Origin of the sequence: Aequorivita sp. Q41, from assembly GCF_039831855.1 — a bacterium.
Lineage (GTDB): Bacteria > Bacteroidota > Bacteroidia > Flavobacteriales > Flavobacteriaceae > Aequorivita.
The window spans coordinates 136,281-158,366 of record NZ_JBDPMS010000001.1; the positions used below are offsets into that span (position 1 = coordinate 136,281).

20 protein-coding genes are annotated in these 22,086 nt (G+C 35.8%); 9 read left to right on the forward strand and 11 right to left on the reverse strand.

Translation table 11 applies throughout. The features are described from left to right. Positions 1 to 103: 103 nt before the first annotated feature. The gene (locus ABJ955_RS00635) at positions 104 to 1,141 is read right to left on the reverse strand and encodes a pyridoxal-phosphate dependent enzyme (protein ID WP_347372670.1); all 1,038 of its coding nucleotides are present in this window, start codon (positions 1,139 to 1,141) and stop codon (positions 104 to 106) included. A gap of 78 nt (positions 1,142 to 1,219) precedes the next feature. After that, on the reverse strand, positions 1,220 to 3,355 hold the full coding sequence (locus ABJ955_RS00640; protein WP_347372671.1) for a S9 family peptidase: 2,136 nt from the start codon (positions 3,353 to 3,355) through the stop codon (positions 1,220 to 1,222). Between the two features lie 64 nt (positions 3,356 to 3,419). Here ABJ955_RS00640 and ABJ955_RS00645 point away from each other — a divergent pair, with 64 nt between their 5' ends. Then, positions 3,420 to 3,743: a YbaB/EbfC family nucleoid-associated protein gene (locus ABJ955_RS00645; RefSeq protein WP_347372672.1), complete on the forward strand. Its 324-nt coding sequence runs from the start codon at positions 3,420 to 3,422 to the stop codon at positions 3,741 to 3,743. A 2-nt stretch (positions 3,744 to 3,745) separates the two neighbouring features. Here the strand turns inward: ABJ955_RS00645 and ABJ955_RS00650 are convergent, their stop codons facing one another. Together ABJ955_RS00650 and ABJ955_RS00655 are read right to left on the reverse strand one after the other, a co-directional pair. Next, positions 3,746 to 4,195, reverse strand: a complete 450-nt coding sequence (locus ABJ955_RS00650) for a thioredoxin family protein (RefSeq protein ID WP_347372673.1) — start codon at positions 4,193 to 4,195, stop codon at positions 3,746 to 3,748. A gap of 110 nt (positions 4,196 to 4,305) precedes the next feature. Continuing rightward, positions 4,306 to 5,409, reverse strand: a complete 1,104-nt coding sequence (locus ABJ955_RS00655) for an OmpA family protein (RefSeq protein WP_347372674.1) — start codon at positions 5,407 to 5,409, stop codon at positions 4,306 to 4,308. Positions 5,410 to 5,595: 186 nt separating this feature from the next. Between ABJ955_RS00655 and ABJ955_RS00660 the strand changes: the two genes are divergently transcribed. The 4 genes from ABJ955_RS00660 to asnB all read left to right on the forward strand — a co-directional run bounded on the left by ABJ955_RS00660 (position 5,596) and on the right by asnB (position 10,694). Next, positions 5,596 to 5,916: a YegP family protein gene (locus tag ABJ955_RS00660; RefSeq protein ID WP_347372675.1), complete on the forward strand. Its 321-nt coding sequence runs from the start codon at positions 5,596 to 5,598 to the stop codon at positions 5,914 to 5,916. A 92-nt stretch (positions 5,917 to 6,008) separates the two neighbouring features. After that, entirely contained in the window at positions 6,009 to 6,233 is a 225-nt protein-coding gene (locus ABJ955_RS00665) for a hypothetical protein (protein WP_347372676.1), read from the forward strand. A gap of 85 nt (positions 6,234 to 6,318) precedes the next feature. Further along, complete coding sequence (locus tag ABJ955_RS00670) at positions 6,319 to 8,733, forward strand: thiamine pyrophosphate-dependent enzyme (protein WP_347372677.1); 2,415 nt, start codon at positions 6,319 to 6,321, stop codon at positions 8,731 to 8,733. Between the two features lie 293 nt (positions 8,734 to 9,026). Further along, positions 9,027 to 10,694 (forward strand): asparagine synthase B, encoded by a 1,668-nt coding sequence (asnB, locus tag ABJ955_RS00675; protein ID WP_347372678.1) that lies wholly within the window; start codon positions 9,027 to 9,029, stop codon positions 10,692 to 10,694. A gap of 132 nt (positions 10,695 to 10,826) precedes the next feature. On the opposite strand, the gene ABJ955_RS00680 is transcribed toward asnB, so the two are convergent. Together ABJ955_RS00680 and ABJ955_RS00685 are read right to left on the reverse strand one after the other, a co-directional pair. After that, a complete protein-coding gene (locus ABJ955_RS00680; RefSeq protein ID WP_347372679.1) occupies positions 10,827 to 11,243 on the reverse strand; it encodes a hypothetical protein in 417 nt (138 codons plus the stop codon). A 94-nt stretch (positions 11,244 to 11,337) separates the two neighbouring features. Continuing rightward, entirely contained in the window at positions 11,338 to 12,177 is an 840-nt protein-coding gene (locus ABJ955_RS00685; RefSeq protein WP_347372680.1) for a 1,4-dihydroxy-2-naphthoyl-CoA synthase, read from the reverse strand. Between the two features lie 103 nt (positions 12,178 to 12,280). Here ABJ955_RS00685 and ABJ955_RS00690 point away from each other — a divergent pair, with 103 nt between their 5' ends. Then, positions 12,281 to 13,399: a C1 family peptidase gene (locus ABJ955_RS00690; RefSeq protein ID WP_347372681.1), complete on the forward strand. Its 1,119-nt coding sequence runs from the start codon at positions 12,281 to 12,283 to the stop codon at positions 13,397 to 13,399. Positions 13,400 to 13,464: 65 nt separating this feature from the next. After that, positions 13,465 to 13,947: a hypothetical protein gene (locus ABJ955_RS00695; RefSeq protein ID WP_347372682.1), complete on the forward strand. Its 483-nt coding sequence runs from the start codon at positions 13,465 to 13,467 to the stop codon at positions 13,945 to 13,947. Here the strand turns inward: ABJ955_RS00695 and ABJ955_RS00700 are convergent. The 4 genes from ABJ955_RS00700 to ABJ955_RS00715 all read right to left on the reverse strand — a co-directional run bounded on the left by ABJ955_RS00700 (position 13,939) and on the right by ABJ955_RS00715 (position 18,222). After that, on the reverse strand, positions 13,939 to 14,769 hold the full coding sequence (locus ABJ955_RS00700) for a S1-like domain-containing RNA-binding protein (RefSeq protein ID WP_347372683.1): 831 nt from the start codon (positions 14,767 to 14,769) through the stop codon (positions 13,939 to 13,941). The genes ABJ955_RS00695 and ABJ955_RS00700 overlap by 9 nt on opposite strands. A gap of 267 nt (positions 14,770 to 15,036) precedes the next feature. Next, on the reverse strand, positions 15,037 to 16,698 hold the full coding sequence (gene menD, locus ABJ955_RS00705; protein ID WP_347372684.1) for a 2-succinyl-5-enolpyruvyl-6-hydroxy-3-cyclohexene-1-carboxylic-acid synthase: 1,662 nt from the start codon (positions 16,696 to 16,698) through the stop codon (positions 15,037 to 15,039). Positions 16,699 to 16,729: 31 nt separating this feature from the next. Continuing rightward, complete coding sequence (locus ABJ955_RS00710; RefSeq protein WP_347372685.1) at positions 16,730 to 17,746, reverse strand: isochorismate synthase; 1,017 nt, start codon at positions 17,744 to 17,746, stop codon at positions 16,730 to 16,732. 50 nt (positions 17,747 to 17,796) lie between these two features. Beyond that, complete coding sequence (locus ABJ955_RS00715; protein WP_347372686.1) at positions 17,797 to 18,222, reverse strand: hotdog fold thioesterase; 426 nt, start codon at positions 18,220 to 18,222, stop codon at positions 17,797 to 17,799. A 44-nt stretch (positions 18,223 to 18,266) separates the two neighbouring features. On the opposite strand from ABJ955_RS00715, the gene ABJ955_RS00720 reads away from it, so the two are divergent. Both ABJ955_RS00720 and ABJ955_RS00725 read left to right on the forward strand, forming a co-directional pair. After that, a complete protein-coding gene (locus ABJ955_RS00720) occupies positions 18,267 to 18,914 on the forward strand; it encodes an esterase (RefSeq protein ID WP_347372687.1) in 648 nt (215 codons plus the stop codon). Between the two features lie 102 nt (positions 18,915 to 19,016). Beyond that, the gene (locus ABJ955_RS00725; protein WP_347372688.1) at positions 19,017 to 20,006 is read left to right on the forward strand and encodes an MBL fold metallo-hydrolase; all 990 of its coding nucleotides are present in this window, start codon (positions 19,017 to 19,019) and stop codon (positions 20,004 to 20,006) included. Positions 20,007 to 20,154: 148 nt separating this feature from the next. Here ABJ955_RS00725 and dnaK read toward each other — a convergent pair whose 3' ends face one another. Further along, on the reverse strand, positions 20,155 to 22,071 hold the full coding sequence (gene dnaK, locus ABJ955_RS00730; RefSeq protein ID WP_347372689.1) for a molecular chaperone DnaK: 1,917 nt from the start codon (positions 22,069 to 22,071) through the stop codon (positions 20,155 to 20,157). Between the last annotated feature and the right edge of the window lie 15 nt (positions 22,072 to 22,086).

A 22,086-nucleotide genomic window follows, 5' to 3' on the forward strand; every position in this document is an offset into this window, starting at 1 on the left:
TTTTGGATTTTGGACATTAGATTTTAAAATGCTGCAATCTTATTAAGAAAAAATCCCGAAAGCATATTGCTATCGGGATTTTTTTAATGGTGTGATCACTATTTTATTTTATGTACTCTATCTGATGTATTTCAGCAGTTTCAGAATCAAAGAAACCTTGCTGGTTCATCCATTCATCATTATAAATTTTACTCATATATCTAGAACCGTGGTCTGGAAAGATAACAACAATATTGCTTTTTTCACCAAATTCACCTTCTTCTTCCAGTTGTTTTAAACCTTGCATAGCCGCACCACTAGTATACCCAACAAATAAACCTTCAGTTTTAGCAAGCTCACGAGCAGTGTGTGCACTACTTTCATCGGTTACTTTTTCAAACTTGTCTATTATATTAAAATCTGTTGCCGTTGGAATCAAATTTTTCCCCAAACCTTCAATTCGGTACGGATAAATTTCATTAGCGTCAAATTCTTTTGTTTGGTGATATTTCTGAAGTACAGAACCATACGCATCGATTCCTATAACTTTAATGGTTGGATTTTGCTCTTTTAAAAATCGAGCTGTCCCAGAAATTGTTCCTCCAGTTCCGCTACAGGCAACCAAATGTGTGATTTTTCCTGCGGTTTGTTCCCAAATTTCAGGACCAGTAGTCTGATAATGGGCATCAATATTCAATTCATTAAAATATTGATTGATATATACAGAACCTTTAATTTCGCTATGAAGTCTTTTTGCTACTTCATAATACGAGCGTGGATCGTCGGCGCTAACATGTGCTGGGCATACATATACTTTGGCGCCCATTGTTTTTAGCATGTCTATTTTATCGGCAGATGATTTTGAACTTACTGCCAAAATGCAATCGTATCCTTTTATGATACTAACCATAGCTATACTAAAACCCGTATTACCACTTGTAGTTTCAATAATAGTATCGCCAGGCTTCAATATTCCTTTTCGTTCAGCTTCTTCAATTATATAAAGAGCAATACGGTCTTTGGTAGAATGACCTGGATTGAACGCTTCAACCTTTGCGAAATAATTACCCTTCATTTTCTGGGTAATTTTGTTAAGCTTTATCAACGGTGTGTTACCTATAAGTTCTAACACGTTATTGTGGGCTTTTATTTCTTCTTTCATAAAGAGGGAGTTCGTTTTAAAATGCCTTCAGTTTTAAACTGAAAATTTTAACCGCACAAAGGTAAGGAAATATTTTTATTACTCCTTAATTCCTTCTAAATCCAACAAAAAGGCATAATCCATAGCCACTTCCTTTAATGCCTCAAAACGCCCGGAAGCCCCGCCATGGCCAGCATCCATGTTTGTTTGCATTAAAAGAATATTTGTGTCGGTTTTTAATTCGCGAAGCTTTGCAACCCATTTTGCGGGTTCCCAGTATTGCACCTGACTGTCGTGTAAGCCTGTTGTAACAAGCATATTCGGGTAGTTTTTACTTTCTACATTATCGTATGGTGAATAACTTTTAATATAATTATAATATACAACATCATTTGGATTTCCCCATTCGTCATATTCACCAGTAGTTAATGGGATTGAATCGTCTAACATTGTAGTTACAACATCGACAAAGGGCACCGACGCAATAATACCATTATACAGCTGGGGCGCCATGTTTGCTATTGCTCCCATTAAAAGACCACCCGCAGAACCGCCAGAAGCATAAAGATGCTCTGAGGAGGTATAACCTTGTTCTATTAGATATTTTGAAGCATCTATAAAATCAGTAAATGTATTTTTCTTTTTAAGAAGTTTTCCATCCTCATACCATTGTCTGCCCATATATTCTCCACCACGAACATGCGCAATTGCAAAAATAAACCCGCGATCTAAAAGACTTAATCGTACCGTTGAAAAATATGGATCTATAGTTGCTCCATAAGAACCATATCCATAAATAAGCAACGGGTTTTTACCGTTTTTTTGTATTCCTTTTTTATAAATAACCGACATAGGTATTTTAGTACCATCAGCAGCTGTTGCCCATAAACGTTCCGTTTCGTAATTATCCTTATCAAATTTCCCACCTAACACCTCTGTTTCTTTAAGCACGGTTTTGGCTTGAGTTTCCATATTAAAATCAACAACTGAAGCCGGTGTATTTAATGAGTTATAACCATACCGAAGTGTTTTTGTATCGAACTCAGGGTTTTGGGTTGTAAAAGCAGTATAGGTTTCGTTATCAAAAGGAAGGTAATAATCTTCTTTATTGTCCCATTTTTTTATTCTGATTTGTGAAAGTCCGTTGCTTCTTTCACTTACCACTAAGAAATCTTTAAAAATATCAATATCTTCAAGTAACACATCGTCTCGGTGTGCAATCATATCTACCCAATTTTCTTTGGAAGTTTCCCCTTCCGAAGTTTTCATTAGCTTAAAATTGAGCGCTTTGTCTTTATTTGTCAATACATACCAATCATTTCCAAAGTGGGAGATACTATACTCCAATCCTCTTTCGCGAGTTTGAAATACTTTAAACTCAGCTGTTGGGTTATTAGCTTCTAGTACACGATATTCTGATGTAAGTGTGCTATATGAACCAATTACAAGGTATTTTCGCGATTTAGTTTTATACACGTAGGTTCCAAAGGTTTCGTCTTCCTCAGTATAAACAAGTTCATCAGTAATGGGGTCGGTACCCAAAGTATGACGGTAAATTCTATCGGCGCGAAGTGTTTTTTCGTCTTTTCGGGTATAAAAAAGTGTTTTATTATCACTTCCCCAGGTAGCTCCTCCCGTTGTTAGCGGAATTCGTTCAGGATATATCTCCCCTGTTTTAAGATTTTTTATATAAATATCATATTTTCTTCTACTTAAAGTATCTACCCCAAAAGATATCAAATTGTTGTCTTCAGAAACATTTAATCCTGAAAGGTTGTAATATGAATAGTCTTTTGCCATTTCATTTACATCAAAAAGAATTTCTTCTTCTGCTTCCAATGATCCTTTTTTGCGGGTATAAATTGGGTAATCTTTCCCAGTTTCATAACGAGTAATATAATAATAGCCGTTCAATTTGTAGGGAACAGAAGCATCATCTTCTTTTATGCGCGATTTCATTTCTTCAAAAAGGGCTGCTTTAAACTTTTCCGTATGCGCAGTCATTTTGTCGTAATACGCATTCTCTTCGTTTAAATAATCAATCACTTTTTTATCTTCAGGATTGTTAAGCCAGTAATAATTATCGATTCGAACATCGCCATGAGCTTTTAATTCTTTATAAATTTTTTCGGCTTTCGGAAGGTTTATTTTCATAGTATTTTTTGAAGTGTCCTGCGCATTTATTGAAGCGGCAAAAGTAAAACAAGCAATTGAAAGGAGGATAATTTTTTTCATAAAGAAGAATTGATTAGTTGCGCTGCAAATTAGTAAATTTGCCGGAAACTAAAATAAAAAAAATATGTTTGGAGATTTAATGGGAATGATGGGGAAATTAAAGGAAACCCAAGAGAAAGTAGCAGCCACAAAAAAAAGGCTAGACACTGTTTTAATTGATGAAGCTAGCAACGATGGACTTCTAAAAGTTACGCTTACTGCAAACCGAGAAATAAAGATTATTACTATTGCCGACAGCTTATTAGAAGACAAAGAACAATTGGAAGATTATTTGGTTCTAACGCTAAATAAAGCCATTGAAAAAGCTTCCAATATTCACGAAACCGAAGTTGCAGCAGTTGCAAAAGAAGGAATGCCAAACATTCCAGGAATGGATATGTTTAAGTAAATTTATTTTAGAAATTTATTAATAAACTTAAAATGGTTTTGGGTATCGCGTAAAGGGCTATACCCTTCCATTTCTCCCTTTTCTCTTCCTTTATTATCTAAAAATAGTAGTTTCGGGAAAACCTTTTTTGTATTGTATTTAGCAACCAACTCTTTGTTATAAGCCATTTGCTCTTCAGAAATAAGATCGATACGACGTGGATAATCTACAAGCACTAAGACCATATTAGCTGCTTTTTCAGTAAACTTAGGGTTCTCAAAAAAATCTTCTTTTAACATCTTGCAGGGAGCACACCAATCACTTCCTGTAAAATATAGTAAAATTGGTTTGTTGGAATCTTTAGCTATTTTCCGTGCCTCTTCTAAATTTGTCAACCAATTTAAATCACTAGTTTCCTGTGCAAAAGAAAAAAATGAAAACATAAGAAAGAAACAGAGATGGTAAGGCTTCATAAGTATAAGATTGTATATTTTTTAAATAGCATAATTAATGCCAAAGGTGTTATAAAAAAATAGAACCCCCAAAATGTATGGGGATTCTATCCATTTTAGTCCACTAAAATTTAATTAATTAGCCTAAATTCAGTTCTTCTATTCACTGCGTGCTCACGTTCCGTACAAGAAACCCCGTCGGCACATCTGTTTTTTAATCTATTTTCACCATAGCCATTAGCCACAAGTAAGCTTGAATTGATGCCATTTGATTGTAAATAAACGACAACGGCTTGAGCTCTTCTTTCAGATAAATCTTGATTTGATGCACTAGTACCTCTAGCGTCTGTATGCGAAGCTATTTCAAGTTTTACACCAGGGTTTTGAGCAAGTACAGGCATTAAGCGAGTGTCTATCAAAGATTTTGCTGCCGCAGTTAATGTAGCACTTCCTAGATTCCAATTTATTGGTAATGCTTGATACTCTACCAAGGCGCACTCTACTTCTCTCCAGCTTGTTAAGCCCCCCTTGTCTTTTAATACTTCTTTTGAAACCGTTTTGTATTCAGCAGCAACAAGTTCTTCAACTACTTGCGCGTCTTTCACCATAACAGTTTTAGTAATGGTTTCATAAACAGCAGGAATACGAACCTCTTCAACTCGTGCAGCCTCAATTACCACCTTTTTTGTATAGGAAGCATCTTTAGCTTCAATCGGACTTTTATTTGTTGATGCATCATTCGCTAAACGGACTACTGGCACCGTAGTGTATTCTGCTGGATACCCTTTATAACACCAATAACGGCAATCGTCTGGATTTGAAGATGCACAGTCTGGTGCCGGCGAGCCAAGCTCCCATTGTGCAAAAGCTGGTTTTATTTCAATTGTTTCCGCATCGTTAGAAAAAGTTGCGGGATTCACACTTAAAGTTGAAGCCCCTTGTTTTTTTACATAGGTTACCGTTTCAGTGCCCCATTTTTCAGGAATTACAATAAGTTTTTTACCTTCCTCTTTTACTAAAACACGTTCCGTTACTGTCTCATATTGTGCTGGAATTGTCTTTAATTTTTTGTAGGCCGGCTTTGTCATAACCTGCACTGTTTCGTTTACATAAACAGCTGGAGTGGTACAGCGCACATAACACTTCCCGGGTTCTGGGTTTGCGGGTAAATCTTGTGCGTAAGTTAGGCTTGCAGTTGAAATAAAAAACAAGCTAATACATAATTTTAATTTCATATAAATAGTGTTAAATAATAATTAATAATGTGTTATAACCACTTATAAGACCCCAGAAACACTAACAAGTCACTTATTTAACTGATTATATATCACTTTTAAAAAAATAGTTTCGAATCCTTTTTAATGAGAATCATTTTTCCGATATTTAAGCATTAATGATTAAAAACTTAAAACAATAAACCTATGTTTGAACTTAAAAAAAGCGGTGATAAGTATCACTTTGTGTTAAAAGCTAGTAATGGTCAGGTAATCCTTTCAAGCCAGATGTATGCTACAAAAGCTTCAGCTATGAATGGTATTGAGTCTGTTCAGAAAAACTGTGGTAAAGACGATAGTTTTGAATTAAAAACCGCCAAAAACGGAAAAATTCATTTCAATATTAAAGCCAGTAACGGACAAATTATTGGTAGCAGCCAAATGTATGCTGCTGAAAGTGGTGCTAAAAACGGTATTGAATCTGTTCGTAAAAATGCGCCAGGGGCTTCTGTAAAAGAAGTTGAATAAATTACACTATTTTATTTTCTATTAAAGTCCTCGGGATTCCGGGGATTTTTTTTTATCTTATTAATCATTTATAATTCAACCATATTAATTTAATGAGCATACTAAACAACTGGCGTATTATAGTGCTTCTCTGCCTTACATTAGGTCCTGCACCTTTCTTTCCTGAACCACATATTTCAGGGAAAATTAATTGGATAATAGGCGGAGCTAATGGCATGAAAGCCGCAGATTGGTTTGATGTACTACTTCATGGTTTTCCATTTATTTTACTGGGTAGATTACTAATTATAAAATTAAATCTTTTTAAAAAAAACTGATTTCTATAAAAAGGAGTTTGATACCAATTAAGCATTGTGAAACACACCCGATTTCGCTATTTTTGTAGCTCTAAAATTTAAACTAATGCAAACAGACCCAAAGACCAACGGCGAAATTCACTTTGATGATTTTAAGGAAACTGTCCTAAATGATTATAAAATAGCTGTAACCAGCCGTGAATGTAGTTTGTTAGGTCGCCGTGAAGTACTTACCGGAAAAGCAAAATTCGGAATTTTTGGTGATGGAAAAGAGGTGCCACAGCTTGCCTGGGCCAAAGCTTTTAAGAATGGTGATTGGAGAAGCGGATACTACAGAGACCAAACATTTATGATGGCAATTGGCAAACTTACTATTGAACAGTTTTTTGCTGGCCTATATGCCCATACAGATATAAAAGCAGACCCAATGAGTGCCGGAAGGCAAATGGGAGGCCATTTTGCCACCCACAGTCTAAACGAAGATGGAAGCTGGAAAAATCTTACTGCACAAAAAAATAGTAGCGCAGATATATCACCTACCGCTGGCCAAATGCCTCGTTTATTGGGATTGGCACAAGCTTCAAAAATATTTAGAAACGTAAAAGGGATTGAAAATAAAACCAATTTCTCTATCAATGGCAATGAAGTTGCTTGGGGAACCATCGGGAACGCGAGTACCAGTGAAGGGCTTTTTTGGGAGACTATAAATGCCGCTGGAGTATTGCAAGTACCAATGGTGATGAGCGTTTGGGATGATGAATACGGAATTTCTGTTCACGCAAAATACCAAACTACTAAAGAAAATATTTCAGAAGTACTTAAAGGATTTCAACGTACAGAAGATGAAAATGGATATGAAATTATCCGTGTAAAAGGTTGGGATTATCCAGATCTTGTTGAAGCTTATAGCCGTGCTTCACAAATAGCGCGAGAAGAACACGTACCTGTTTTAATTCACGTGCAACAATTAACACAACCACAAGGTCATAGTACCAGTGGTTCGCACGAACGTTACAAAAGTAAAGATCGCTTAGAATGGGAAGCAAGTTATGACTGTAACGTAAAAATGCGTGAATGGATTATTGCTAGCGATATTGCTTCAGAAGAAACACTTGTCGAAATAGAAAAAGCTATTAAAAAACAAGTTCGTGATGGAAAAAAAGCAGCTTGGGAAGCCTTTCTTGCGCCACAGAAAAAAGAACAAGAAGAAGCCGTTTTACTTTTAGGAAATCTAGCCGAGAATAGTTCAAATAAAAATTTTATTGAAAAATTAAAAAATGAACTTGCATCCGAAAAAGAACCTTTGCGAAGAAATATTGCTGCCTCAGCACGAAAAGCTTTACGTTATGTAGTAGGTGAAGAATCCTCAGAAAAGAAACAATTGCAAGATTGGTTGACTAATTATTTTGATACGATTCAACCAAAATATAGCTCCCACCTTTATTCCGAAGCAAACGAAAATGCAAAAACCATTCAGGAAGTTCTTCCTTCATACACCGATGATGCAGAAGAAGTTGATGGCCGTGTAATTATTCGAGACAATTTTGATGCAATTTTCAGCAAGTATCCAGAAGCTTTAATTTTTGGAGAAGATGCAGGAGAAATTGGCGATGTAAATCAAGGTTTGGAAGGCATGCAAGAAAAGTACGGGAAGCTAAGAGTTGCCGATGCAGGAATTCGTGAAGCCACTATTTTAGGGCAAGGAATTGGGATGGCCATGCGTGGTTTACGCCCTATAGCAGAAATACAATACCTTGATTATATTTTGTATTGCCTTCAGATAATGAGTGACGATTTGGTGACGGTGCGTTACCGTACTAACGGTACACAAAAAGCGCCATTGATTGTTCGTACACGTGGCCATAGACTGGAAGGTATTTGGCATAGTGGCTCACAGATGGGTGGTTTAATTCACCTTTTGCGAGGTATGTATTTACTTGTTCCAAGAAATATGACCAAAGCTGCTGGTTTTTACAATACATTACTGGAAACCGATGAACCTGCACTAGTTGTGGAATGTTTAAATGGATACCGTTTAAAGGAAAAAATGCCAAACAACCTAGGTGCGCTAAAAACTCCAATTGGGGTTGTAGAAACTATAAAAGAAGGAACAGACATTACCTTGGTTTCCTACGGAAGTACGATTCGTATTGTGGAAGAAGCTGCAAAAGAGCTACAACAAGCCGGTATTAATGCCGAAATTATCGATGTACAATCCCTTCTTCCTTTAGACTTAAACCATGATATCGTTAAAAGTGTAGCTAAAACCAATAGACTTTTAGTTATTGACGAAGACGTTCCGGGTGGGGCTTCTGCTTATATACTTCAAAATATTGTAGATGTTCAAGGCGGTTACAAACATCTTGACAGCAAACCACAAACACTTGCAGCCAAAGAACACCGACCTGCTTATGGTACAGATGGCGATTACTTTAGCAAGCCAAGTGTAGAAGACGTGTATGAAAAAGTATATGAAATTATGCACGAAGCAAATCCTTCGGAATTTCCGAAACTTAGATAAATTGGATTTGTATTTCAGTTAATCTAAATTTATATTTTATTTAAAAAATAGTAGGAAACTTTAAATTATTTATATTAAATTAGCAATTCATTAAAAAGAAAACAAGTTTATGTCATTTTTTAGCCTTAATAACAATAACCAGCTACCGTAACAAAAACTTGTCGCGATATATGGCCTGTCAAGTTTTTCTTGGCAGGCTTTTTTTTGGCTTTAACTGAACTGATTATTCAGTGTAGTCGAACATTTAAAAAAAACGAAATTTTATAAAAATAACAAACCTAAATTATAAAAACATGTGTGGAATTGTATGTGCTTTCAAACTCAAAGAACCTGTAGAAGACCTCAGGGTTCAAGTATTAACAATGGCTAAAAACATCCGTCATCGCGGGCCCGATTGGAGCGGAATATTTAGTAATGAAAATGCAATAATGGCACACGAACGTCTTGCTATTGTAGACCCTACATCTGGAAAACAACCGCTTTTAAGCAGTGATGGCAACTTGGTTCTAGCCGCCAACGGTGAGATATACAACCATATGGAACTTCGGAAGCAGTTAAAACATTATAATTTTCAAACTAAAAGTGATTGCGAAGTAATTTTACCTTTATATAAAGAAAAAGGAGCTGATTTTTTAGATGACATGAACGGCATCTTTGGCTTTGCGTTGTATGATGTTGAAAACGACACATATTTTGTGGCGCGCGACCATATGGGAATCATTCCATTATACATTGGTTGGGACCAACACGGTACTTTTTATGTAGCATCTGAATTAAAAGCATTGGAAGGCGTTTGCACCAAAATTGAGCTCTTTCCTCCTGGACATTATTTAGACAGCCGTGAAGGTGAATTGAAACGTTGGTACACACGCGATTGGATGGATTATGAAAATGTAAAAAACAATGCTACTGAAATCGCTGAACTTCGCAAAGCATTAGAAGCCGCAGTACATCGCCAACTTATGAGCGACGTGCCTTACGGGGTATTACTTTCTGGCGGCCTCGATAGCAGCATCACTTCAGCAATTGCAAAAAAATATGCCGAAAAACGTATTGAAAGCGAAGATACCGAAGGCGCTTGGTGGCCGCAATTACACAGCTTTGCCATTGGACTGGAAGGCAGTCCTGATCTAGCAGCTGCAAAAAAAGTGGCAGCCCACTTAAAGACTGTTCACCATGAAATAAAATTCACTATACAAGAAGGCATAGACGCCATTCGAGATGTAATTTATCATTTAGAAACCTACGATATTACTACAATTCGTGCTAGTACACCAATGTATTTAATGGCGCGTGCTATTAAAGCAATGGGAATAAAAATGGTGCTTAGCGGCGAAGGTTCTGATGAAATTTTTGGTGGCTATCTTTACTTTCACAAAGCACCCAATGCAGAAGAACTCCATAAAGAAACAGTACGCAAGCTAGATAAACTACATATGTATGATTGCCTACGTGCCAACAAATCGCTTGCTAGTTGGGGTATTGAAGGGCGCGTTCCCTTCTTAGACAAAGAGTTTATGGATGTTGCTATGCGCATCAACCCACAAGATAAAATGATTAATGGCGAGCGAATGGAAAAATGGATTTTACGAAAAGCTTTTGAAGACATGCTTCCCGAAAGCGTATGCTGGCGCCAAAAAGAACAATTTAGTGACGGCGTGGGTTATAGCTGGATAGATACTTTAAAAGAAATGGTAAATGAAAAAGTAACTGATGAGCAGTTAGCAAATGCCAAGTATAAATTTCCATTGCAAACTCCTACCAGCAAGGAAGAGTTTTATTATCGAAGTATTTTCGCTGAACATTTTCCTAGTGATACTGCTGCACTTTGCGTGCCTTCAGTTCCTTCGGTGGCGTGTAGTAGCCCAATTGCATTGGAATGGGATGCAAGTTTTAAAAACATGAATGATCCCAGTGGGCGGGCAGTACAACAGGTACATACAGATGCCTATGAGAAATAAGCGGTATTTTAAAGAGTTATTTTAAAAGTGCAATTAGTTTTCTAAAATAGTTTCTTGGAAAAACCACTTTAAATCAATAGTAAATTATTTCAGAAGACATCAAAAAAATTAATTTCATTGATGTCTTCTGTATTAAAACCCAACAAGAACACTCAAAACAAATAAAGCAACACTAAACAGTATAGATAGAAATGTAATTATGATATTCCTGTGTTTTATATGTTTAGACCATTTTTCATAGAATTCAAAATGTTTTAAATAGATATTCTTTCTAAAGACATGGAAGTAACAAATTAAATATGCTGGTATCATTAATAAAAAAAAGTGAAAGCTATTGATTTCATACGCTAATTGGAAAGTTTTTTTAACTAAGAAAAATGTACTAATAAAAACACTCCAAACCATTGAAATAAGCACCCCGCCAGCTAAACCAATATTTTCACCATAGTATTTATTAGCAGCAATATTATCTATGAATTCTTTTGCAGTAACTCCTTCTTTTTCCCACCCTTTTTTCACAAAAGGCATATTTAATAAATGCTTAGACATAATAATTTTATGAAAGCTAAAATGTAGTTTATTATACATTTTATATAAGCAGTAATGAAGAATATTTAAACTGTTTTGCAACTAAGTATTTATTTTAAGGCAACCACTTTTTATTAAAATTAGGTTTTCTTTTTTCTAGAAAAGCATCGCGACCTTCTTTTGCTTCGTCCGTCATATAGGCAAGTCGTGTTGCTTCGCCTGCAAATACTTGTTGCCCCACCATACCGTCATCAGTAAGGTTCATTGCAAACTTCAACATTTTTATAGAGGTTGGTGATTTTGCAAGTATTTCCTGAGCCCATTCGTAAGCCGTATCTTCAAGTGCATGATGAGGGATTACAGCGTTTACCATCCCCATTTCATAAGCTTCTTGTGCAGAATAATTTCTTCCAAGGAAAAAGATTTCGCGAGCGCGCTTCTGCCCTACCATTTTGGCTAAATATGCACTTCCGTAACCGCCATCAAAACTGGTAACATCGGCATCGGTTTGTTTAAAAATCGCGTGTTCTTTACTTGCTAAAGTCAAATCGCAAACTACATGCAAACTATGGCCGCCACCCACAGCCCATCCAGGAACCACACAAATAACAGCTTTCGGCATAAAACGGATTAATCGCTGCACATCTAAAATATTCAAACGGTGATAGCCATCTTCCCCTACATATCCTTGATGACCACGTGCTTTTTGATCGCCCCCACTACAAAAACTATAAACACCATCTTTTGAGGAAGGGCCTTCAGCGGAAAGTAAAACCACGCCAACAGAGGTGTCTTCCTGTGCGTTGTGAAAAGCATCTAGTAATTCGGCAGTCGTTTTAGGGCGGAATGCATTGCGCACATCGGGCCTATTAAAAGCAATTCGGGCTACGCCATCACATTTTTTGTATGTTATATCTGTATATTCTTTGACAGTTTTCCAGTTGATTGAAGACATAATTGTTATTTTTGTTTTCAAAGATAGAAGATATTGTTTAGTATTATTTTCTATTTCTTTTTAAATAATACTTCAGACAAACAATAATATCAAAAAATAATCAATGCGCAGCCTACTTTTTTCCCTCGCAACTCTTTTTACAATAACACTTTCTGCACAGGAAGCATACCAATTTACAACAATTACAGACCTTGAGGCAACGCCAGTAATTAGCCAAGGAATTACAGGCACTTGTTGGAGTTTTAGCAGTACTTCTTTTCTAGAAAGTGAAATCATCCGCCTGACGGGAAAAAAAATTGATCTAAGTGAAATGTACCAAGTGCGAAATACCTATCCTTTAAAAGCTGAAAATTTTATTATGCGCCAAGGAAAATCACAATTTAGTGAAGGGGGGTTAGCACACGATGTGATGAATTCTGTAGCTAAAAACGGATTGGTTCCAGAAGAAGCTTTTAGTGGTCTTTTTGCTGGAGAAACAGTATACAATCACGCAGAGATGGTTGCTGTTTTGGAGGCAATGCTAAAAACATATGTTGACAATCCCGGAAGAAAATTGAGCTCGAAATGGAGAACTGCAATTGACGCTGTTTTAGATATTTATTTAGGTAAAAACGTGGCTAGTTTTACATATGAAGGCAAGCAGTACACACCTGAATCATTTCTAAAAATGACTAAAATTGAACCAGCAGATTATATAACTATTACAAGTTTTACACACGCGCCCTTTTATTCACAATTTATCTTAAACATTCCAGACAACTGGAGTAACGGTAGCTTTTATAATGTTCCTTTAAACGAAATGATAGCTACGATAGACAATGCCCTTGAAAAAGGTTTTACTATAGAATTGGATTGCGATGTAAGTGAAAAAACATTTTCATCAAAAGACGGTGTTGCAGTTATTCCAGAAAACGCTGTAAATACTATAAAAGCATTGCAAGGGGTGTATCCAGAAAAAACAATTACTCAAGACTATCGTCAAGAAGAATTTGAAAATTACGACACTACAGATGATCATTTAATGCATATTACAGGGATGCTGCAAGATCAAAATGGCACAAAATACTATAAAGTAAAAAATAGTTGGGGTACTGATGAAACACGTGTAGCCAATGGTGGTTATGTATATTTTAGTGAAGCCTATATGCGTTTAAAGGCTATTAGTATTACGGTTCATAAAGATGCAGTACCTAAAAACACAACTAATAAATTAAAATTATAAGAAACAACCTCCAACTATACATTGACTACAAAATAGTTGGCGTAAATTTTGATATATTTGCAACAATGAAAAAGTTGTTATTTCTTCTTTTATTTTTTCCACTGATGGCATCGGCACAGTTTGATTTTGAGACCAATAAACTTAAATTAAATTTTGCTATCCTTCCAGAAGTTGAAAGTTTAATGAGCACATCGCTATCATCAGATTCAGGTTTTTTAGCAAGTAACACAAACAAGCTACCTTCTTTTAAACTAAGTAAGGACAACTATCGAGAACCTGTAAGTATGTTTGATGCAATGGCGACTACTGAGAATTATGTAACATCTGACATTGAAATTTCACTAGACCCTAAAGAATACGGTATTTATGGAGGCAATAGTAGTTATTCTGCAGATGCCTCAACCTCGGTTAAAAACATTTCGTATAAAGAATCTAGAGGGTATTTAAGGCCCGATCTTATGCCTTACAACTATGGGTTTTATCCTCGAAATAATAGAAGAAGTGGTTTTTATGTTGGTTATGGCATGTACCAAACGCCATCACAGTAATTCAATACCGTCTTCCTTAATTGTAATTTGCTTGTCTTTGTAAAGCGTGCCAATTGCTTTTTTAAAACTTTTCTTACTCATCCCCAATAGGTTTTTTATCGAGTCTGGATCAGATTTATCATGCAATGGTAAAAAACCTCCTGCAGCTTCCAATTCTTCACGAATAAAGTTGGCATTTGGCTCTATACTCTTGTAACCAGGAGTTTGAAGAACAATATCAATTTTATTATCCGGACGAATATTTTTAACAAACGCCTTCATTCTATCTCCAGTACGAATGTCTTCAAAAATATTTTCAATGTATATTAACCCTTTGTGAACACCGTTTACAATTACATTCGCTCCTTTTTCGGTAAGATGGGTTACCAAAATATCTACTTCTTCAAAAGCTTCAACCGTTAGTGTTTCATTTTGCAGGAAATGATTTGTTTTACTCGATCCAACCAGCCGGTTTGTTTTTTCGTCTATATAAAGATAAACGATATACCAATTTCCTTTTTTCATAGGACGCGCCTGTTCTTTGAATGGAACAAACAACTGTTTTTCTAATCCCCAGTCCATAAACGCTCCGTATTCAGTAACATCGCTACAGTGTAAGTAACCAAAGGTATTTAACTGTAGGAAGGGGTCTAGCGTTGTGGCAATAGGTCGCTCCTCATTATCAAGATATATAAAAACAGAAATTGAATCGCCAATTTCATAGGTTTCAGGCTTGTATTTATGTGGTAAAAGCACCACATTTTCTTCATCATCGCCCAAATATAACCCCGGTTCGGTTTCCCGAAGGATTTCTAGTGTATTGTATTCGCCCAGTTTTATCATAGCTGCAAAGATAATGCATATTCCTTAAAATATGTGGCACTTATACGTAGAGGTGAAATGTAAATTGTAAGGGATAAGGACACGTATATTTCTTTAAAACTCCCTCCATACTTTCAAATAAAATTTTTATTTGAAAACAATCTAAATTCTGCTATAAAGCACCTAGCTTAAACGCAATAGGGATTATTATTATAATGAAGTTGCATATAAAAATACGAAGTGGGAGGCTATATTTCACATAAAACCATATACCGAGGAAAAGGTTTTTTATAAAATAAACTTGAAATAATTTAGCAATACTTTATCATTCACCGTCGCTGGTGTGAAAATTTCCAATAATTTTTGTCCCTCATTTACAGCAAAAAAACTTTTTAATGTGCTTTCTAAATTCTCAATCGCACTAACACTTTCATACTCGAAACCATACATTTTAGCAATATGGGTGGCACTTAGGTTGTGTTTTGTTTCAAAATAAGTATCAAAAAGTGTGGAGTCCTTTTCTCCTGGAAGAATCCTAAAAATACCGCCACCACCATTATTTACTACAATTATTTTAAAGTCCTTCGGAATGTAATTATTCCAAAGGGCATTGCTATCATAGAAAAAGCTAAGGTCGCCTGTTAAAAAAACTGTAGGAAGTTTTGATGCATACCCCGCCCCAATCGCGGTGCTCATACTTCCGTCAATTCCACTAGTTCCACGGTTACAAAATACTTCAGCTGAAGGATGTATATTAAAAAGCTGTGCGTAGCGAATGGTAGCACTATTACTTAATTGCAACTGAATATTTGGTGGTAACTGTTGAAAAATCTCGCAAAAAACCCTAAAATCAGAATATGGAATTTCATTAACATACGCTGCATGACGTTGCAATCGATGTTTTTTAACCTTCAGCCAAGTGTTTTGGTATTCACTATTTAAAGGTATCGTCTTCGGAAGAAATTCAATAAAAAAATTATTTATAGCTGTTTTAAAATGTTGATTCAGTACAAAAAAAGTGTCGTATGCCTTTTTAAAATCTACATGCCAATGTTCCTTAGGAGGATACGTTCGCAAAAAAGCTTTTATCTTTTTTGAAACCACCATTCCCCCAAAAGTGAGTAAAATTTCCGGTTGAAGTTTTTTAAATTCTTCAGCTGTTAATGGCGCTATCAACTGATCTATCGCTGAGATAAAATTATCATGACAAAGGTTTGAAGTTGTTTCGGTAAGCACCAAAACACTTTTATCTTTAGCAAGTTGTTTTATAAAATGTGCTTCCAAACTATTTGGCGGAAGCGTACCAACAAGTACCATTTTTTTAGTGCTCTTGTTCCATTTCTCAACAAAAGGAGTTAAATCTTGATTAAAATTTTCAGCTACCCGTGGCGCTACATTTTGAGGCCAAACTGACTGTTCATTTACCGTTTGGTATAGCGGCTCTGTAAAGGGAATATTAATATGTACTGGCCCCTTAAGTTCTATAGCAGTATTAAGCGCAACGTTTATTTCGGTTTCATTATGTATCTGAAATTCATTTCCTTCCTTACAATTGGCGCTATAGAGAATATGATTTTCAAAAACATTTTCCTGTCTAATTGTTTGTCCGTCGCCAATATCAATAAAATTAGCTGGTCTATCTGCTGAAATAACCACCAGTGGAATATCACTATAAAATGCTTCTGAAACAGCGGGATAATAATTTAACAATGCAGAGCCTGAAGTACAAACAACAGCAACTGGTTTGTTTAGTTGTTGTGCCATGCCTAAGGCAAAAAATGCAGCACAACGTTCATCAACGACACTAAAGCACTTAAAATCGTCATGTGCTCCAAAACCAATAGTAAGTGGGGCATTTCGCGAACCAGGAGATATAACAATATGTTCAATATGCTTATCCAGGCATAATTGAATAAGTGTTTGTGAAAGGATTTTATTTGAAAATTTCATGTGGTGCAAAGGTATAAAGACACTAAAAATATTACAGCATTGGCTGAAGTACTTGTAGCATGGTTTGCATTTTATTTTGTGTTTCTTCCCATTCCTCGATGGATTGGGAGTCGTGTGTTATACCACCTCCGGCAAATACACTTGCGATATTACCTTCAATTTTCATGCAGCGAAGGTTTACCATTAATAAAGTAGAAGTTCCATTATTTGTTATTGGTCCAATAAAACCTGTGTAAAACGCTCTATTATAACCTTCATTTTCATTTAAAAACTCCTTCGCAAATTTCTTTGGCGTACCACAAACTGCAGGAGTAGGATGAAGTGCAGACGTAATAGATGTTAAGGTAGCTTTATTGGTTTTTAGTATTCCACTGATATCGGTACGTAAATGCAGTAGTTGCCCAGCGCGATGTGTATATGGGTTTGACACCTTTAAAACAGAAGTAACCTTTTGTAAATTGGTTGTTATTGAATCAGTAACCAACTGTTGCTCCTCCTGTTCTTTTTGCCCCCAAGCTGTATATGATTTATTTTTAAAAACTTGTGTACCTGCCAATGCCATTGTTTTAAATGAGTTATTATCAATTTCAACTAATGTTTCTGGAGTAGCGCCACACCATAACCCTGTATTTGGATGGTACCATATGTATTTAAAAGCTGTGGGATAAACCGAGAATAATTGCCGTATCAGTTTTTCAAGGGAAAAATTTTCTAATTCAAAATCTTTAAAGCGAGAGAGTACAATTTTTTCTGCATTCTTATTATTTATTGTTTCAATCGTTTTATCGAGAAGTTTAATGTATTTATTTCGCTCCTTAATATCATTTGGTATTACAACTGGACTTACTTTTTTTTCTTCAATTGGTATTTGTGTGTCAAAAATTTCTGAGTTTTTTTCAGGAATATAAAACGCTATATCTTTATAATCATAAGGAGCCAATATAAACCCATTTTCTGAAAGTTTTACAACCGTATGAACTGTATCGTCTTTTTGTAAAAAGAATTTCACACATTCACTTTGAGGCATAGAAAAAATTACAAAAGGCATTTTTTTTGCATAATGCTTCGAAACTTTTTTTATAATTAGCTCACAGTCCATTATTTTTTTCTTGGTAAAGAGAGTGTGGTAAGTTTTACAAGTGAAACAAGTTCATCTGCTTCATTTGTTATTTTTATTTGCCATAACTGTGTTGTTCTTCCCTTATGAACAATAGATGCATGGGCGTACACATAGCCCTCGGTAACACTCTTTACATGGTTTGCGGCTATTTCAATACCTCGGATACTAATTTCTTTTGAGTTTAGAAAAAAATAAGCCCCCGCGCTTCCAACGCTTTCTGCAAGTGCTACAGAAGCACCGCCATGCAACACACCATCAGGCTGGTGAACCCTTGGAGTTACCGGCATTCGTGCAATTAAAAAATCATCCCCAACTTCGGTAAATTCTATCTCTAGCGTTTCCATTAATGTGTTTTTACACATTTTTTTTGAAAGGGCTAAAATTTCATCTTTGGTATACTTCATTGTATTAATTTACATTTGTAAAAATACAAAATTGAAACCAACAAATGAGTACTGAAAAAGAAGCTTCCTACAAAACAATTAACAGCTATTCTACCCTTAATGATTTTACTGAAAAAACAAAAAATATCTGGATGGTTTTTCATGGCATGGGGTATTTAAGCAACTATTTTATCAGGTATTTTTCAGAATTAAATCCAGAAGAAAATTATATAATTGCCCCACAAGCACCCTCAAAATACTATCAAGACAAAGCGTTTAAGTATGTTGGTGCTTCTTGGTTAACACGTGAAAACACTAAGACTGAAATCCAAAATGTGCTACGGTATGTTGATGAAGTTTTTAAGAAAGAAACTTCTAAAGCCATGCCAAAACTCATTGTTTTAGGGTATTCGCAAGGAGTCTCCATTGCTACACGTTGGGTGGCAAGCAGGAAAATACAATGTGATACATTAATCCTTCATTCGGGTGGAATCCCCAATGAATTAAAACCTTCAGATTTTGAATTTTTAAAACAATCAACCTCAGTAATTTATAGTTATGGAGATAAAGACCAATACATTACAGAAGCTCGTAAAACCGAAGAACAATTAAAAGGCAGCAAACTCTTCAAAGACCGTCTAAACATTGAAGTTTTTGATGGTGTTCATGAAGTTAACAAAGAGTTTCTGATGCGTATTTCAAAAGAAAGTTAATGATACTATTCTCTCACTAACTTTTTACTTTTTTAGATAAAGTATTTTTTCGAACTAGGTCTAGTTACATATTCTTAATCTCTTTTCACTATATTTATAGCAATGGTATCACTTTCAACATATGCAACAGCAAAATTAGCAAACTATACATTACTATTATTTCTGCTGGTTGCCTGCCAGGATAACCCAACTCCTCAAAAAAAAGGTAAAGAGAAAACAAATACCGTAGGTACTTCACTTGTACTTTTAGGAACCATTCAGGATGCTGGCTCACCACATATTGGGTGCAATAAAAAATGTTGTAAAAATTTATTTCAACATCCCGACACCAATAGACAGGTAATTGCACTAGGGTTGTTTGACAATTCAACCAAAAAAAAATATTTATTTGATGCTACACCAGATATAACAACTCAGTTAAAAACATTAAAAACATTTGGGGCTCAAAGTGAAAATGAACTTGTGAGCGGTATTTTTTTAACCCACGCACATATTGGTCATTATACCGGCTTGATGTATTTAGGAAAAGAAGCAACAAATGCTAAAGAAACACCAGTGTATGCAATGCCTAAAATGAAGTTTTTTCTTGAAAATAATGGCCCGTGGAACCAACTTGTTACACTCAATAATATTGCTATAAATTCTTTAGAAAACGAAAAACCCGTACAACTTTCTAATGAATTACAGCTTACTCCTTTTCTTGTCCCGCATAGAGATGAATATTCTGAAACCGTTGGTTACCTTATAAAGGGACCAAATAAAAGTGCGTTATTTATTCCAGATATTGACAAGTGGGACAAATGGGACAAAAACATTAACGAAGAAATAAAAAAAGTAGATTATGCTTTTTTAGATGCTACCTTTTATAGTGGTGAAGAAATAAACAATCGTGATATTTCACAAATCCCGCATCCGTTTGTAATTGAAAGCTTAGAGCTTTTTAAAAATTTAGCTGCAAAAGAGAAAGATAAAATAATCTTTATTCATTTTAATCATACCAATCCATTGATTAATAGCAATAGTACTGAAGCAAAATCAGTTATTGAAAAAGGATTTAAGGTTGGTCGAATAGGTGACGTTTTTGAACTTTAAGCAAAATATACTGCTTATTATATGTTTAAGTAATTGTAAGAACCTAAAAAGTTAAAGTTTATTTACAGAAGGAAATTCATTTTTGAAACAAATAAAAAAACCGCAATCCATTAAGGTTGCGGTTTTTACATTATGCATGTGATACAACTTATTTCACTTCTTCGAAATCTACGTCTTCCACATCGCTGTTTTCTGCGCTGCCGCCTGTGCTTCCTTGCGCTGCTCCTGCTCCGGCATCACCCGTTGGGGCACCTTGCTGCTCTGCTTGGGCTTTGTACATTTCTTCAGAAGCCGTTTTCCAAGCTTCGTTTAGTTTATCTAAAGCGGGTTGAATTGTTTCAACTTCTTTAGTTTCATACGCTTTTTTCAATTCTTCCAAAGCTTCTTCAATTGGTTTCTTTTTATCATCAGATAATTTTTCACCAAATTCTTTAAGTTGCTTTTCTGTCTGGAAGATCATTCCATCCGCTTCGTTTAGTTTATCAACTTTTTCTTTCGCATTTTTATCGGTTTCAGCATTTGCTTCAGCATCTGCTTTCATCTTTTTAATTTCTTCTTCTGTAAGCCCAGAAGAAGCTTCAATACGAATGTCTTGCGTTTTGTTTGTAGCCTTATCGGTAGCACTTACTTTAATGATACCGTTGGCATCAATATCGAAGGTTACTTCAATTTGTGGCGTACCACGCTGCGCTGGTGGAATTCCGTCTAAATGGAAACGACCAATTGTTTTATTGTCGGTTGCCATTGGCCGTTCTCCTTGCAATACGTGAATTTCAACACTTGGTTGGTTATCTGCTGCAGTAGAGAATACCTGACTTTTCTTAGTAGGAATGGTTGTGTTTGCCTCAATCAATTTGGTCATTACACCGCCCATGGTTTCAATACCAAGGGAAAGTGGCGTTACATCTAAAAGCAATACATCTTTTACATCACCCGTTAATACACCACCTTGAATTGCAGCACCTACTGCCACAACTTCATCAGGGTTTACACCTTTACTAGGTTTTTTTCCGAAGAAATTTTCCACAGCTTCCTGAACTGCAGGAATACGTGTAGAACCTCCTACAAGAATTACTTCATCGATATCGTTTTTGCTTAATCCAGCAGCTTTCATTGCTTTTTCGCAAGGTGCGATTGTTCTTTTAACAAGGTCTTCAATCAATTGCTCAAATTTAGCACGTGTTAACGTTTTTACTAAGTGTTTTGGTCCGCTAGCAGTAGCTGTAACGTATGGCAAGTTGATCTCGGTTTGTGCAGAAGAAGACAATTCAATTTTTGCTTTTTCAGCAGCTTCTTTTAAACGTTGCAAGGCCATTGGGTCTTTGCGAAGATCAAAATCTTCTTCCGCTTTAAATTCGTCTGCCAACCAGTTGATTATTTTCTGATCTACATCATCACCTCCTAAGTGTGTATCTCCATCTGTTGAAAGCACTTCAAAAACACCATCACCCAATTCAAGAATACTAACATCATGCGTACCCCCACCAAAATCGAATACTACAATTTTCTGGTCAGTCCCTTTTTTATCAAGGCCGTATGCAAGTGCTGCTGCAGTAGGCTCGTTTATAATTCTTTCTACTTTAAGGCCTGCAATTTCACCAGCTTCTTTAGTTGCGTGACGCTGACTATCGTTAAAATAAGCAGGAACGGTAATTACCGCACGAGTAACGTCTTGTCCTAGATAATCTTCAGCAGTTTTCTTCATTTTTTGAAGAATCATCGCGCTTAATTCTTGTGGTGTGTACAAACGGCCGTCAATATCTACACGAGCGGTATCGTTATCGCCTTTTACAACTTTGTATGCCGCGTGTTCCGCTTCATTTTTAGATTCGGAATATTTATTTCCCATAAATCTTTTAATGGAGCTAATTGTTTTTGTAGGGTTTGTAACCGCTTGACGCTTTGCAGGATCACCTACTTTAATTTCGCCACCTTCCACAAATGCAATTACAGAAGGGGTTGTTCTTTTTCCTTCGGCATTAGGAATAACCGTTGGCTCGCTACCTTCCATTACGGCAACACAGGAGTTGGTTGTACCTAAGTCGATTCCAATTATTTTACTCATATCTATTGTTTATTG

Excerpts from the sequence above, each read along its gene's own strand:
- ABJ955_RS00665 (WP_347372676.1), top strand. The coding sequence starts at position 6,009 with ATGAGCATACTAAACAACTGGCGTATTATAGTGCTTCTCTGCCTTACA.
- menD (WP_347372684.1), bottom strand. The coding sequence starts at position 16,698 with ATGAAATTTTCAAATAAAATCCTTTCACAAACACTTATTCAATTATGC.
- ABJ955_RS00685 (WP_347372680.1), bottom strand. The coding sequence starts at position 12,177 with ATGTCTTCAATCAACTGGAAAACTGTCAAAGAATATACAGATATAACA.
- ABJ955_RS00695 (WP_347372682.1), top strand. The coding sequence starts at position 13,465 with ATGAAAAAGTTGTTATTTCTTCTTTTATTTTTTCCACTGATGGCATCG.
- ABJ955_RS00700 (WP_347372683.1), bottom strand. The coding sequence starts at position 14,769 with ATGATAAAACTGGGCGAATACAATACACTAGAAATCCTTCGGGAAACC.
- ABJ955_RS00690 (WP_347372681.1), top strand. The coding sequence starts at position 12,281 with ATGCGCAGCCTACTTTTTTCCCTCGCAACTCTTTTTACAATAACACTT.
- ABJ955_RS00635 (WP_347372670.1), bottom strand. The coding sequence starts at position 1,141 with ATGAAAGAAGAAATAAAAGCCCACAATAACGTGTTAGAACTTATAGGT.
- ABJ955_RS00660 (WP_347372675.1), top strand. The coding sequence starts at position 5,596 with ATGTTTGAACTTAAAAAAAGCGGTGATAAGTATCACTTTGTGTTAAAA.
- ABJ955_RS00680 (WP_347372679.1), bottom strand. The coding sequence starts at position 11,243 with ATGTCTAAGCATTTATTAAATATGCCTTTTGTGAAAAAAGGGTGGGAA.
- ABJ955_RS00650 (WP_347372673.1), bottom strand. The coding sequence starts at position 4,195 with ATGAAGCCTTACCATCTCTGTTTCTTTCTTATGTTTTCATTTTTTTCT.
- ABJ955_RS00655 (WP_347372674.1), bottom strand. The coding sequence starts at position 5,409 with ATGAAATTAAAATTATGTATTAGCTTGTTTTTTATTTCAACTGCAAGC.
- ABJ955_RS00710 (WP_347372685.1), bottom strand. The coding sequence starts at position 17,746 with ATGCCTTTTGTAATTTTTTCTATGCCTCAAAGTGAATGTGTGAAATTC.
- ABJ955_RS00645 (WP_347372672.1), top strand. The coding sequence starts at position 3,420 with ATGTTTGGAGATTTAATGGGAATGATGGGGAAATTAAAGGAAACCCAA.
- ABJ955_RS00720 (WP_347372687.1), top strand. The coding sequence starts at position 18,267 with ATGAGTACTGAAAAAGAAGCTTCCTACAAAACAATTAACAGCTATTCT.
- dnaK (WP_347372689.1), bottom strand. The coding sequence starts at position 22,071 with ATGAGTAAAATAATTGGAATCGACTTAGGTACAACCAACTCCTGTGTT.
- ABJ955_RS00670 (WP_347372677.1), top strand. The coding sequence starts at position 6,319 with ATGCAAACAGACCCAAAGACCAACGGCGAAATTCACTTTGATGATTTT.
- asnB (WP_347372678.1), top strand. The coding sequence starts at position 9,027 with ATGTGTGGAATTGTATGTGCTTTCAAACTCAAAGAACCTGTAGAAGAC.
- ABJ955_RS00715 (WP_347372686.1), bottom strand. The coding sequence starts at position 18,222 with ATGAAGTATACCAAAGATGAAATTTTAGCCCTTTCAAAAAAAATGTGT.
- ABJ955_RS00725 (WP_347372688.1), top strand. The coding sequence starts at position 19,017 with ATGGTATCACTTTCAACATATGCAACAGCAAAATTAGCAAACTATACA.
- ABJ955_RS00640 (WP_347372671.1), bottom strand. The coding sequence starts at position 3,355 with ATGAAAAAAATTATCCTCCTTTCAATTGCTTGTTTTACTTTTGCCGCT.